Origin of the sequence: Pseudomonas sp. BF-R-24 (genome assembly GCF_019947335.1) — a bacterium.
GTDB lineage: Bacteria > Pseudomonadota > Gammaproteobacteria > Pseudomonadales > Pseudomonadaceae > Aquipseudomonas > Aquipseudomonas jessenii.
Genome location: NZ_JAGYGG010000018.1, coordinates 1 through 13,372, shown reverse-complemented (window position 1 = coordinate 13,372; position 13,372 = coordinate 1). Strand labels below are relative to the sequence as shown.

Annotated in this window: 14 protein-coding genes; 6 read left to right on the top strand and 8 right to left on the bottom strand. The window is 60.8% G+C overall.

Annotated features, from left to right (window positions below; all coding sequences use genetic code 11):
• The 4 genes from copC to KGA98_RS15780 form a co-directional block, all read right to left on the bottom strand.
• Positions 1-384 carry a copper homeostasis periplasmic binding protein CopC gene (gene copC / locus KGA98_RS15795; RefSeq protein WP_150812488.1) on the bottom strand — a complete coding sequence of 128 codons (384 nt, stop codon included), beginning with the start codon at positions 382-384 and terminating at the stop codon, positions 1-3.
• Between the two features lie 52 nt (positions 385-436).
• Entirely contained in the window at positions 437-1,339 is a 903-nt protein-coding gene (locus tag KGA98_RS15790) for a copper resistance protein B (RefSeq protein ID WP_090454179.1), read from the bottom strand.
• A gap of 10 nt (positions 1,340-1,349) precedes the next feature.
• On the bottom strand, positions 1,350-3,056 hold the full coding sequence (locus tag KGA98_RS15785; RefSeq protein ID WP_150812489.1) for a copper resistance system multicopper oxidase: 1,707 nt from the start codon (positions 3,054-3,056) through the stop codon (positions 1,350-1,352).
• A 107-nt stretch (positions 3,057-3,163) separates the two neighbouring features.
• Positions 3,164-3,865 (bottom strand): murein L,D-transpeptidase catalytic domain family protein, encoded by a 702-nt coding sequence (locus KGA98_RS15780; RefSeq protein ID WP_102668829.1) that lies wholly within the window; start codon positions 3,863-3,865, stop codon positions 3,164-3,166.
• A gap of 81 nt (positions 3,866-3,946) precedes the next feature.
• Between KGA98_RS15780 and KGA98_RS15775 the strand changes: the two genes are divergently transcribed.
• A complete protein-coding gene (locus KGA98_RS15775; RefSeq protein WP_154860624.1) occupies positions 3,947-5,701 on the top strand; it encodes a murein L,D-transpeptidase in 1,755 nt (584 codons plus the stop codon).
• A gap of 187 nt (positions 5,702-5,888) precedes the next feature.
• Here the strand turns inward: KGA98_RS15775 and KGA98_RS15770 are convergent, their stop codons facing one another.
• The gene (locus tag KGA98_RS15770) at positions 5,889-6,356 is read right to left on the bottom strand and encodes a hypothetical protein (protein WP_150812491.1); all 468 of its coding nucleotides are present in this window, start codon (positions 6,354-6,356) and stop codon (positions 5,889-5,891) included.
• A 243-nt stretch (positions 6,357-6,599) separates the two neighbouring features.
• Here KGA98_RS15770 and KGA98_RS15765 point away from each other — a divergent pair, with 243 nt between their 5' ends.
• Positions 6,600-8,171, top strand: coding sequence for a GGDEF domain-containing protein (locus tag KGA98_RS15765; RefSeq protein WP_150812492.1), 1,572 nt, complete (start codon positions 6,600-6,602; stop codon positions 8,169-8,171).
• Positions 8,172-8,283: 112 nt separating this feature from the next.
• Positions 8,284-9,690 (top strand): DUF1254 domain-containing protein, encoded by a 1,407-nt coding sequence (locus KGA98_RS15760; protein WP_150812493.1) that lies wholly within the window; start codon positions 8,284-8,286, stop codon positions 9,688-9,690.
• Positions 9,691-9,725: 35 nt separating this feature from the next.
• On the opposite strand, the gene KGA98_RS15755 is transcribed toward KGA98_RS15760, so the two are convergent.
• Entirely contained in the window at positions 9,726-10,052 is a 327-nt protein-coding gene (locus KGA98_RS15755) for a hypothetical protein (protein ID WP_191626072.1), read from the bottom strand.
• A gap of 339 nt (positions 10,053-10,391) precedes the next feature.
• Between KGA98_RS15755 and KGA98_RS15750 the strand changes: the two genes are divergently transcribed.
• Positions 10,392-11,186: an exodeoxyribonuclease III gene (locus KGA98_RS15750; RefSeq protein ID WP_150812494.1), complete on the top strand. Its 795-nt coding sequence runs from the start codon at positions 10,392-10,394 to the stop codon at positions 11,184-11,186.
• Positions 11,187-11,299: 113 nt separating this feature from the next.
• On the top strand, positions 11,300-12,130 hold the full coding sequence (locus KGA98_RS15745; RefSeq protein ID WP_150812495.1) for an arylamine N-acetyltransferase family protein: 831 nt from the start codon (positions 11,300-11,302) through the stop codon (positions 12,128-12,130).
• Positions 12,131-12,185: 55 nt separating this feature from the next.
• Here the strand turns inward: KGA98_RS15745 and KGA98_RS15740 are convergent, their stop codons facing one another.
• Together KGA98_RS15740 and KGA98_RS15735 are read right to left on the bottom strand one after the other, a co-directional pair.
• Positions 12,186-12,491: a BrnA antitoxin family protein gene (locus KGA98_RS15740; protein ID WP_090454198.1), complete on the bottom strand. Its 306-nt coding sequence runs from the start codon at positions 12,489-12,491 to the stop codon at positions 12,186-12,188.
• 3 nt (positions 12,492-12,494) lie between these two features.
• The gene (locus KGA98_RS15735; protein ID WP_057715593.1) at positions 12,495-12,776 is read right to left on the bottom strand and encodes a BrnT family toxin; all 282 of its coding nucleotides are present in this window, start codon (positions 12,774-12,776) and stop codon (positions 12,495-12,497) included.
• A gap of 254 nt (positions 12,777-13,030) precedes the next feature.
• Here KGA98_RS15735 and KGA98_RS15730 point away from each other — a divergent pair.
• A partial coding sequence (locus KGA98_RS15730) for a solute carrier family 23 protein (protein WP_317848891.1) occupies positions 13,031-13,372 on the top strand: 342 nt, incomplete at its 3' end.

The window sequence follows — 13,372 nt, the reverse complement described above, 5'->3', positions numbered from 1 at the left end:
TCATTTCACTTTGAAGGTGACGTTGCCGGTGATCGGGTGGGTGTCCGACGACACCGCGCGCCATTCGACCTTGTAGGTGCCGGCAGCCAGGGGCGCTGCCGGGATGATGAACATGGTCTTCGGATCGCTGCCGCCGCTGACTTTGGCCTTGACCGGCATCGGGGCATGGGCCATGCCGGCCATTTCGGTCATCAGCAGTTTTGCACCGGAAAACTGGGTGACGAGGTTTTCGGAGAAGTGCAGTTCGATCTTGTCGGGTGATGCACCTTCTACACCTTCCGCCGGGGTGGAAGAGAGTAGTTTGGGGTGCGCTTGAGCGAGGGTGCTAACAAGCAGGCCGCTGAGCAACGCGACTGCGATAGCGGTGGGTTTGAAGAAGCGCATGCAAGGTCCTTTACCGCTCGAAGCGGTTGTTGTTGGTTTTGGGTGAGTCTGTTCAGAACCACATCCGAACACCGAGCACGAGGCGGGTTTCGCTGCGGTCCTCGCCTTCGTCGTTGGCGTAGTCGGCGGTGTTGCCGTAGGTGCGGTTCCAGGTCACGCCGAGGTAGGGCGCGAATTCCCGGCGGATTTCGTAGCGTAGGCGCAAACCAGCCTCGGTGTTGGACAGCCCCGCGCCGATGCCCCGTTGCGGATCGTTTTTGCCGTAGGCGTTGAGCTCGACGGTCGGCTGCAGGATCAGCCGATTGGTCAGCAGGATGTCGTAGTCGCCTTCCAGCCGCACGGCGCTCTGACCGCCTTCGCCGATGAAGGCCGTGGCTTCGGCCTCGAAGTTGTACAGCGCCATGCCTTGCACGCCGAACGCGGCCCAGGTTTGCGGGGCACCGGGTTTGAAGTCCTGGCGCACGCCGCTGACGACGTCCCACCACGGGGATATGGCGTGGCCCCACAGGGCCTGGATTTCCGCGTCCTCGGTCACGCCGTTGGTGCGCTCGCCTTCGGAGCGCAGCCACAGGCGATCAATGTCACCGCCGACCCAACCGGACAAGTCCCAGGCCAGTGTGCTGCCGTCATCGGCGTCCTGCCATTCCAGTTTGTCGGCGAGGAAAAAGGAGTTGAGCGTGCTGTCATGTACGTGGTGGCCGGCGGGATCGGCATACACCGCAGCGCGATCGGCATCGGTCAGCACCGGGATCGGCGTGCGACTTTCGCTGGGGGCGGCGGGCTGCATCTGGCCCTCGTCCATGCCTTGCATCTGGTCGTGGTTCATCTGGCTATGATCCATGCCTTGCATCTGGCCGTGGTCCATCTGGCTGTGATCCATGCCTTGCATGTCATCGCTGGCGGCCATTGCCGTCGAGGTCACGAGTGCGAAAAAAACCGGGGTGAATCGAATCATGGGGCGCACCTCATTCTTCCACGCGAACTTCACGGAACATGCCCATTTCCATGTGGTACAGGAGATGGCAGTGATAGGCCCAGCGGCCGAGCGCATCGGCCGTGACCCGATAGCTGCGCCGGGAGCCCGGTGGCATGTCGATGGTGTGTTTGCGCACCATGAACTGGCCGTTCTCGTCTTCGAGGTCGCTCCACATGCCATGCAGGTGGATGGGGTGCATCATCATCGTGTCGTTGACCAGAACGATCCGCAGCCGCTCGCCGTACTTGAGGCGCAACGGCTGTGCATCAGAGAACTTCACGCCGTTGAACGACCAGGCGAATTTTTCCATGTGGCCCGTCAGGTGCAGTTCCAGGGTGCGGCCAGGCTCGCGGCCGTCCGGGTCTTCGAAGGTGCTGCGCAGGTCGGAGTAGGTGAGTACGCGGCGCCCGTTGTTGCGCAGGCCCATGCCGGGGTCGTCGAGTTTCGGTGAGGTGGACATGGCTTGCATGTCCACCAGCGGGTTGTCGGTTTCCGAGGCCGGGTGGGACTGCATGCCGGGCATATCGCCCATGGCCATGTTGCTGTGATCCATGCCCGCCATGCTGCCGTGGTCCATGCCGCCCATGCCCATGTCATCCATGTTCACCAGGGGGCGCGGGTCCAGTGGCGGCAGCGGCGCAACCAGTCCTGTCTTCACCGCCAGGGTGCCCCGTGCGTAGCCGGTGCGATCCATCGCTTGGGCGAACAGGGTGTAGGCCGCTTCGGTCGGCTCGACGATAACGTCGAAGGTTTCCGCCACGGCAATGCGAAACTCGTCGACGCTCACCGGTTTGACGTGCAGGCCATCGGCGGCGACCACGGTCATTTTCAGGCCGGGGATGCGCACGTCGAAGTAGGTCATGGCCGAGCCGTTGATGAAGCGCAGCCGCAGCTTTTCCCCGGGGCGGAACACCCCGGTCCAGTTCGAATCCGGCGCCTGGCCGTTCAACAGGTAGGTGTAAGTGGCGCCGCCGACGTCCGCCAAATCGGTGGGGTTCATCTTCATCTCGGCCCACATTTTGCGGTCGGCGACGGTCGGCCCCCAGCCTTTTTCGCTGACGTCGTGGATGAAATCGCCCACGGTGCGTTTGTTGAAGTTGTAGTAATCGGACTGTTTTTTCAGCGTCTTCATCAGGCCGACCGGGTCTTCGTCGGTCCAGTCGCTGAGCATCACCACATAGTCACGGTCGTACTGGAACGGCTCCGGGTCTTTGGCGTCGATCACCAGCGGGCCGTAGACGCCGGATTGTTCCTGAAACCCCGAATGGCTGTGATACCAGTAGGTGCCGTTCTGGCGCACGGTGAACTGGTAGACGTACATGCCGCCGGGCTCGATGCCCTTGAAGCTCAGCCCCGGCACGCCGTCCATGTTGGCCGGCAGCAAGATGCCGTGCCAGTGAATGGACGTGCTGTCCTTGAGTCTGTTGCGCACCCGCAGCGTCACCGTATCGCCTTCACGCCAGCGCAGCAGCGGGCCGGGGATGCCGCCGTTGATGGTCATCGCGGTGCGTGGGCTGCCGCTGAAGTTGACCGGGGATTCGCCGATGAACAGGTCGAATTCATTACCGGCCAACACCTGCGGTTCGCCGGGACTGCTGATTGCCCAGGCCGGCGTGCGCCATAACCCGAGGCCGCCGAAGAGCCCGCCGATGGCCAGGCCTTTGACGAAGGTGCGTCTTGAAGTGTGGGAGTGCATGCCGTCTGTTCCGCCCGTCAGCCTGTTGAACTTGTCGATGAGGCTAGCAGGCGGTGCCTTTCAGCTGGCTGAGGCGAAGATTACAGTTTTGACAGGTTGGGCGTCGCTTACCGGCGTGAAGTGGACTTTTCCCTTGAGGCCACCGTGTCGCCGCTGCAGTTGATGTAGGAAGACGACTTCAGCCAGCGTTGGTCCGGGTAGTAGGAAAACAACAATTGCCCGTCCTTCATCGAATCAATCAGCCGATGGGCAATCGCCGGTCTGACGGCCGGGCAACCCAGGCTGCGGCCGATGCGGCCATTGGCGCGGGCCAGCACCGGGCTGACATAGGGCGCGCCGTGAATGACGATGGCCCGGTCAAAGGCGTTATCGTTGAAGCCGGGCTCCAGGCCTTCCATGCGCAGCGAGTAACCGTTCTGGCCGAGGTAGCTTTGCTGGGTGCGGAACAGACCGATGCTGGTGGCGTGGCTTTCGTTGCGGTTGGAGAACAGCGTGGCCATGTTTTCACCGCTGTTGCGGCCATGGGCGACCAGTTCGTGAAACAGCAACTTGCGCCGTTTAAGGTCGAAGACCCACAGGCGTTGTTCGGTCGAGGGCAGGGAGTAATCGATCACCGCCAGTCGTTGGGCGGGGGCGACACCTTGGGCACGGCTGCATTGAGTGGCACGAACGGCCAGGGCAATCACTTTGGCGTCGGCGCCGGGTGCTGCTTTGACCAGCGCGTTTTCAAGCGAATCGGCGTAGGCTGACGTTACTGAAAGGCACGTCAGTAAAATGGCAAATAAAAGGCCAAAGCGGTTTAGCGCCATAGTCGGGTCTCATCATGATAATTTCGAGTCTAGCAGCGAGCGGAAAACTAGCCGTTTGAAACGGGGGATTAAGGATTATCCATGGTGCAGTTAACAAGGTCATTCGTCATAAGCCGCATGTTTTTTATGGGCTTTCTGATCAGCGGTGCAGCGTTTGGGCAAGTTTCGCCGATTGAGCCGGTATCTGCGGCGAGCAGCACAATCGATGCCGCGGCGCCCGACGACGCGGTCGGCCAAGCGATTCAAGCGACGCTGGAACCGCTGCGATCGGCCTTTCCGCCGTTGCTCACGTCCAGGCGCCATCAGCGTGTGGATGTCAACCGGGTGGTGCTGGATTTCTATATGCATCGCAACTATCGCGCCGCGTGGACGGATGATCGTGACGTGGCGCAATTACTCAAGAGCCTCGAAGAGACCCGGATCGACGGCCTGAATCCGGCGGATTTCCGCATCACCGAACTGGCTCAGGCCCATGAGTCGCTGGTGGCGGCCATGCCTTCCACAGCGCAACGGGCGATGTTTGACATGGCGGCGACCCGCACGTTCATCACCGCGCTGCTGCAACTGCGCCGGGGTAAAGTCGATCCGTCGCGGCTGGACATTCACTGGAATTTCGATCCTGCCGGCGGCAATGCCCACGAGGACATGAACAACCTGTTCGCCGCCCTCGATGCCCATGACGTTGCGCGTGCATTCGCCGATGCGCCTCCTCAGGAAGAGATTTACCGCAATTTGCGTGAAGGCCTGGCCCGGTTGCGCCAGGTCCATGATGCGGGCGGCTGGCCGAAAGTCACTGAAGGGCAATCGCTCAAGCCCGGCATGGACGGGGTGGCGGTGGCTCAATTGCGTGCGCGTCTGGTGGCGGGCGGTTACCTGGGCGCGCACCTGTCGAAAAAAGCCGGTTACGACGACAAGGTCATCGCCGCGGTGAAGAAGTATCAGACCGAGCAATACCTGGGGGCCGATGGCGTGGCGGGGGCGGCGACGCTGGCGGCGCTGAACGTGCCGGTCGAGGCGCGGATCGATCAGGTGCGGGTCAACATGGAGCGCGCCCGGTGGCTGTTGTACAAACTGCAGGGCACGTTTGTGATCGTCGATATCGCCGGATACAAGGTGGCGATGTACCGTGACGGTCTGCCGATCTGGCGTTCGCGAGTGCAGGTCGGCAAGCCGGTGCGCAGTACGCCGGTATTCCAGGCCGAAATCACCTACATCACGTTCAACCCGACCTGGACCGTGCCGCCGACCATCCTCAAGCAGGACGTGATTCCGAAAGTCCAGAACGATCCGGGTTATCTGGCGGCCAACCGGATTCGCGTGCTGGATCGCGAAGGCAATGTGCTCGATCCGTCGAGTGTCGACTGGAGCAACCCGCGAGGCATCCACCTGCGTCAGGATGCCGGGCCCGACAGTTCGCTGGGGCAGGTGGTGATCCGCTTCCCCAACGACTATGCGATTTACCTGCATGACACGCCACACCGCGAGCTGTTTGCCAAGACAGTCCGGGCCACCAGTTCAGGCTGCATCCGCGTGGAAAACCCCTTGCAACTGGTCGAGCTGTTGTTTAACGACCCGGTACGCTGGAACAGCGCCGGGATTCAAAAACAGTTGGCCAATGGCAGGACCGAGAACATCCCGCTACCGGTGAAAGTGCCGGTGTTGTTGGCTTACTGGACCGTGGACCTGAGCAATGACGGGCGGGTGACGTTCAAGCCCGACATTTATGATTACGATGCCAGGGTGCTGCAGGGCTTGAGTCAGCCTACGAAATTGCCCGCTCTGGACTTGCGTCGCGCAGAGATACCGCTGGTGGTGACGGGGCAGAACAAGCTGTAGCGAAAGACTGGAAACGGGCGCCGGAGCGTATTACTGATCACTTAACACACGAAACCGGTGGGAGCGAGCTTGCTCGCGATGGCGAACTGTCAGGCACCCCTTACGTGACTGTCCAACCGTCATCGCGAGCAAGCTCGCTCCCACAAGGTTTGCGGTGTTCAAAGGCTTAACTGACTGGCATTAGCCCCTAAAGCGCCAGCCCTTGCTGGACCACGACAAGCAGATCGGTTTCCGTGAGCGCCACCGCATCCAGTTGCGCGGTGGCCTGCTCGATCGTTTGTAGCCACCAGTGTGTTTCACCGTGTTCGTCCACGGTGCGCAACAGGGCGAGTTCGTTGTCTGTTGTGTGGATCTCGACCCGCCCCTCACCGTCGGCGGTGAAGCGTGCAACCGGGTCAAAGGTAATGCTGTGCTCGTTGCCGATGATCACCAACTGGTCGATGGCGTAGTCGTAAGCGTCGCCATCGGGGTGGCTCTCAAAGACGTGGGTGGGGTTGCGCCGCAGGATCAGGCCCGCTTCGGTCAACGGCTGTAGCCAGGTCTCTATGCGTTGATACAGTTCGTAGACCTGGCCCGGCCAGCCATCGATCGCCTGATCCGCGCTGGCCAGCCGTGTCTGTTTCAATTTTGCGGCGAGTTCGTCTGCCTTGCTCATGTCGATTCCCTGTATTGAGGTTTGTCTAATCGTAGCTCGTTGACGCACAGGCCGCGCTTGCCCTGGGTCATGTTTGCAGCGCAGGCAGGGTGCGGACGTTGCGTCCGGGCAGCACCGACGGGCGGTGTGTTACCGCTGGGCAAGTGGCCACCCATTTGTCCTGGATAACCCCGTAAACTACGCCGCCCGAAGACTGAGGGCTTTGGGTCGTTGCCCATGCCTTGCCCCCGACAGGATGAACTTTTGCCCACGCGCTTTAACGACCCGGACCACGCCCCTGGCATCGCATTGAAACGCATACCACTGCGCAAGGCCGCGGTATTGTTCATTGCCACGGTATGCCTGTGCCTGTGCGGTTTGCTCTACCTGCAACTGGAACAGTCCCGTCGCCACGACCTGAGCCTGGCGCAAGTGGCGTCTTCGAATCTGACGCGGGCCATGGCGCAGCAAGCCGAAGACACCTTCATGAAGGCCGACCTGGTGTTGACCAGCCTGGTGGACTGGATTCAGGTCGACGGGTTCGGCCCGGACCAACGGCCACGCTTGCAGCAGACCTTCGCTCGGCGCGTGCTGGCGCTGGATCAGTTGCACGGCATCCTGCTGTTCGACCAGAAGGGCCAGTGGGTGGTGACCTCGTTTGAAAATCTGCCTCGGGGCCCCGGCGTCGCCGATCGCGAGTACTTCAAGTATCACCAGCAGAACGTATCGTCGGTGGCGCATATCGGCCCGGCCATTCGCAGTCGGGAAAACGGTGAGTGGATCATTCCGGTTTCCAAACGGGTCAACGACAAGAACGGCCGTTTCCAGGGCGTATTGCTGGCCGGGATCAAGATGTCGTACTTCGACCAGTTCTTCAAAAGCTTCAGCCTCGACGACAACGGCTCGATGTTTCTCGGCCTGACCGATGGCACGCTGTTGGCGCGTCGACCTTTTGTGGAGGCGCAGATCGGCACGTCGCTGGCCCAGAGCGAGATTTTCCAGAAGTCCCTGCCACTGGCCAGCTCCGGCAATGCGATGTTCACATCCATCATCGATGGTGTGACACGCCTTTACGGTTACCGACAGCTGGAGGCGTATCCGCTGGTGGTCACGGCGGCGTCGTCCACGGAATCCATTCTCGCGGGCTGGTACGACACGGCGTTTCGCTCCAGTCTCATTGTTGCCCTGGTATTGCTGGGCGTGGGGCTGTTCGGGTGGGTGTTCCTGCATCAGGTGCGTGTTGGCGAGCGGGTCGAGTCGGATTTGCGCAGGGCACAGCAAGCGCTGGAGCTGATCGCCACCCACGACAGCCTGACCGGATTGGCCAACCGCCGATTGTTCGAGCGGGCGCTGGACGTCGAGTTCGGGCGCGGCGCCCGGCAGGTGAGCCCTTTGAGCCTGATCATGCTCGATATCGATTACTTCAAGCGCTACAACGACACCTACGGCCACGTGGTGGGGGATCACTGTCTGGCCGAAGTGGCACGCGCGCTGAAGAGTTGCTGCCACCGCAAGGCCGATCTGGCGGTGCGTTACGGCGGCGAAGAGTTTGCGGTGCTGCTGCCGGACACTGACATCCACGGCGCCATGACGATTGCCGAGCAGATCCGCCGCAGCGTCATCGACAAGAACATCAGCCACACCGGCTCGCCCAATGGCTACGTGACGGTGAGTCTTGGTTGCTATTCGTTCGTGCCGTCGGGGCGTGACAGCATGGATGTGTTTGTCGAGCGGGCGGATGCGGCGTTGTATCAGGCCAAGCATTCGGGGAGAAACCGCGTGGCAACGTTGTCGATGGCCGGTGGCGTCGAGGCGTTGATGCGCTCCGACCGTTGAGGTGCTGTTGCTGCCGGTGGTCTGTCTCCCTGGTCTGGCGGAATTGATCGTCTAGAGTTCCGATTGTTCTGTCGATCCCGGCAGACATCCACTCGCATGGACGATCGCCAACATGTTGATACCTCAAACGTTGACAGCCGTTGCTTTGACCGTCGCAGCCACTGCCATCTTTCCGCTGGCCAGCCACGCGCAATCGAAAATCACCGCCGAAGAAGCTCACTCGATCGGCGTGGATGCCTACATCTATTTTTACCCGCTGCTGAGCATGGACGTCACTCGCAAGCAGTTCACCAACATCGAGCCGGGCAAGGAGTTCGGTAAAGGCCCGATGAACATGTTTGTGAGTGTGCCGCAGTACCCGCCTGCCGATTTCAGAGGGGTGGTGCGTTCTAATTTCGACACGTTGTATTCGATTGCCTGGCTGGACTTGACCAAGGAACCGCTGGTGATCGCCGCGCCCGATACCGATGGGCGTTTCTACCTGTTACCGATGCTGGATATGTGGACCGACGTATTCGCTTCGCCGGGCTGGCGCACCACGGGCACTGAGGCCGGGCAATTTCTGGTGACGCCGCCGGGATGGACCGGGACGGTGCCCGCCGGGATGAGCCACCTGCCGGCGCCAACTCCGTTTGTCTGGGTCATCGGCCGTACCAAGACTGATGGCGCGGCGGATTACGCGGCGGTGCACAAGATCCAGGCCGGTTACACGGTTACGCCGTTGTCCCGGTTGGGCAAGGAGCCTGAAGCCGTCACCGTGAAGGTCGACCCGGCGGTGGACATGAAAACGCCACCGAAGATTCAGGTCGATTCCATGTCGGCTGCCAACTACTTCACTTACGCTGCCGAACTGCTGAAAGTGAATCCGCCGCACAGCACCGACCAGCCCATGCTGGCGCAGATCAAACGGATCGGCATCGAACCCGGCAAGTCGTTCGACATGGACACGCTGGATCCGCAAATCCAGGCCGCGCTGCAAAGCGTGCCCCAGGATGCGCAGGCCTTGATGACCTGGAAAGTGCCGACCCTGGCGCGAGAGGTCAATGGCTGGTCGATGAACACTGACACCATGGGTGTCTACGGCAACTACTACCTCAAACGAGCCATCGTTACGCAGGTGGGGCTCGGTGCCAACCTGCCCGAGGACGCGATTTATCCGTTGAACATCGGCGACAGCAACGGCAAGCCGCTCGAGGGCGCAAACAAGTACATGCTGCATTTCAACAAGGGCGAGGCGCCGCCAGTGAATGCCTTCTGGTCGATCACCCTGTATGACCCGGAAGGGTTCCAGGTCGCCAACTCACTCAATCGTTTTGCGGTCAGTAGCTGGATGCCGTTCAAGAACAACGCCGATGGCTCGCTGGATCTCTACTTCCAGAACGAAAGCCCTGGCAAGGATCTGGAGGCCAACTGGCTACCGGCACCCAAAGGGCCGTTCAACCTGACCATGCGTCTGTACGGTCCGAAAGCCGAGGCGCTGAATGGCAAGTGGAACCCGCCAGCGGTCAAGCCGATGTAGGCCTCAGGTCACAAAAAGCGGCCAATGACGGCATGTCATTGGCGGCTTTTGCCTGTCCAGCTACCTGTTCCGCCGCCAGCACCGCCGGTTCCGCCACCGGGCGCACCGGTGCCGCCGCCCGCGCCACTGCCCGGGCCATTGACGCCGGTGCTGCCGCTTGACGAGCCGGGGCTCTGTCCGCGCCCGTTATTACCCGAGGGATCGCTGGGCCTGTTGTTGTCTGGCAGCAGAGTTGAATTGCGGGTTGCGCCGGGTGCCGTACCGGTCGCGCCAGGACCATCGCCGGACGCCGCAAACGTGGCCAGGGACGTCGCCGACAACCATCCGGCCATGAGCAGTGAAGTCATTTTTCTGTTCATCATGGTCGTCTCCCGGGATGAGTCGTTACCTGATGTTAGTGTGAAGGGTCACGCGGTTGGTGCCGATCCGGTTGACGAATGGCACGAGACCTAAGGGGGCCGCCGATCCATGGCCAAACGAGAACCTTGTGGGAGCGGGCTTACCCGCGAAAGCGACAGGTCAGGCAAATGGTTGGCCACTGATACGACGCCATCGCGAGCAAGCTCGCTCCCACACAGCTCTCAGCGTCAGCAAGGCCTATGATCGACCGGCGTGCGCTCAAGGTGCTAGCGCCCCCGGGACCGCTGACGCACCCTGCCGGTGCCACACGTCAGGCACCTCGTCCTCAGGAGTGTCCGTTCATGAAAAACTTGCGGATCGCCACGTTCAACGTCAATGGCCTGCGCGCACGCCTGCCGAATCTGTTGGCCTGGCTTGAACGGGAAAAACCGGATATCGCCTGCCTGCAGGAATTGAAGGCAGTGGACAGCGCATTCCCGGCGGCTGAGCTTGAAGCGGCCGGCTACGGCGCCATCTGGCAGGGTCAGGCGTCCTGGAACGGCGTGGCGATCCTGGCGCGGGATGCGCAGCCGCTGGAAAGCCGACGCGGGTTACCCGGCGATGACAGCGACAACCATAGTCGCTATCTGGAAGCCGCTGTCCACGGGGTTCTGGTGGGTTGCCTGTATTTGCCCAACGGCAACCCGCAACCGGGGCCGAAATTCGATTACAAGCTGGCGTGGTTCGAACGGCTTATCCGTTACGCGCAGACGCTTGAAGGCAGCGAACATCCGGTGGTGCTGGCGGGGGACTACAACGTGGTGCCCACCGACCTGGACATCTACAACCCGCGCTCCTGGCTCAAGGACGCCTTGCTGCAACCGGAAAGTCGCGAGTGCTACCAGCGGTTGCTGGACCAGGGCTGGACCGATTCATTGCGGCACTTGCATCCACAGGATCGGCTCTACACGTTCTGGGATTATTTCCGTCAGCACTGGCAGAAAAACTCGGGGCTGCGCATTGACCATCTGCTGCTCAACCCGGCCCTGAGTCCGTATCTGCAAGACGCCGGGGTGGATGCGTGGGTGCGCAACGAGCCCCATGCCAGTGATCACGCGCCCACCTGGATTCAATTGGGCTCGCACAAGCGGTGTTGAGTGTTTTCATGCCGGGTGATTGGCTAAATCAATTGTCGGCGGCAATGCTTGATCCCGTATACATAGCGGCCACTGGCGGAGCAATCCGCCGCTGCGTGCAAAAGGACTGAACGATGAGCGAGCCACGCCTGACCGACCGTGCTTTGTATCTGCAACGCCTGGGCTTCGATGCACCTCCAGCGCCGACCCTGGAAACCTTGCGCCAGCTGCAACTGCGCCATACCGGCGTTTTCCCGTTTGAAAACCTCACCACATTATCCGGCGAGCCGGTGCTGATCGACTTGCCGTCCATAGAGCAGAAGGTCTTGCACGATGGTCGTGGCGGTTACTGCTACGAACTCAACAACCTGTTCCTGGCCTTGCTACAGGAATTGGGTTTCGACGCCCGTGCCATCAGCGGCCGGGTGGTGATGGGCCAGCCGGAGGGCTCCTGGACTGCCCGGACCCACCGCCTGAGCCTGGTCATCATCGATGACGTGCGCTACATCACCGACGTCGGCTTCGGCGGCATGGTACCGACCGCGCCCCTGTTGCTTGATACCCGTGCCGAACAAGCTACCCCTCACGAGTCGTATCGCATTGATCTGCACGTCGACGGCTTTACCCTGCGCGCCAACGTTGCGGGCGAATGGCGAGCGATGTACATCTTCGACCTGCAACGTCAGGAAGATATCGATTTTGCTGTGGGCAACTGGTACGTCTCGACCCACCCCGAGTCGTCTTTCGTCAAGCAGTTGATGGTGGCGCGCACCGGGGAGGGGTGGCGACGCACGCTCAACAATGGCAGCTTCGCGATTCACCGGATTGGCCATGACAGCGAGCGGCGGGAGGTGACGGATGTTCAGGAACTGATTGGCCTGCTGGGCAGCGAGTTCGGCATTCGCGTACCGGAACAGGCGCAATTGGCACGGACTCTGAAACGATTGATCGCAGCGCCGCAGTAACAGGCTGATCCTGGGCATCGCACAGAGCTGATCCGATTGATCGGCCATTTGTGTTTCAGGGCCGAACACCCGGTTCCATCACCCGTTGGATTTCGCGCAAGGCCTCTGCCAGCTTCTGCTCCAGACCCTTGAGTTCGGCAGGGGTGAGGGTTTGTTTCAGGTGTGCGCTCTTGCCTTCGTTGAGCAGGGCTCGGCGCAAGGTATTGTTGATCACCGTCTGGTAGCCGTACCCCTCGTGTTCTGCCAGTGCGCGGGCTGCTTCGATGACTGCGTCATCGAGCATGATGGTAATGCGGGTCTTGCCTTTGGCGGGCGCCACGGCCCCGCGCCTGGCGTTGCTGAAATCGTATTCGTCTTTCATCGGTCATGCCTCCAGGTACTGACGACGCTCGCTTTTGGTGGCGATGCGCGCGGAAATGATTCGAACGAAATTCGGATCGCGGTGGGTGTACACGACAACCAGCAATCGGCCTTTGGCGTCCAGCCCCAGGGTGATCCAGCGTTGTTCATCATGGTGATTGTCCTCGATGGTCAGCGCTCGCTCGTCATGGAATACCGGTTCAGTCTCTGCGAGGCTGATGCCTTGGTGCTTGAGTTTGTTGGCTGCGTTCTTGGCCTTGTGGAACTGAATTTCGAATGACTTCATTATGCATACTTTATATGTATAAAAAAGAGGCGAGCCATACCGATGGTCGCCAGGAATTCAAAAGACTAGTCAGCACGCGGGTGTGGGCGGCGAGGGATGTATTTCAAGGTTTTTGGCGTGGCCAGGAGGGTGGGTGTCAGGCGGAAATGGACAAGTATCCATTTTGTGACTGATAAGTTGTATACAACTCTATAGACATTTGTCCTATGTCTTGCATACAGTGTGCGCATAACAAAAACCAGGGAACCCCCTCCATGAAAACGCCCCATGTTTCACACCAACGGCCCGAGGACGAAAATCTTGGGATCGGCGCGAATATGGCTTATGGCCTGCAACATGTTCTGACCATGTATGGCGGTATCGTCGCGGTGCCATTGATCATCGGCCAGGCGGCCGGGCTCTCGCCGGCGGACATCGGTTTGTTGATTGCTGCTTCATTGTTTGCGGGGGGGCTGGCAACATTGCTGCAAACCCTGGGTTTACCGTTTTTTGGTTGTCAATTGCCGCTGGTGCAGGGCGTATCCTTCTCCGGCGTCGCGACCATGGTGGCGATTGTCAGCAGTGGCGGGGAGGGCGGGTTTCAATCGGTGCTGGGG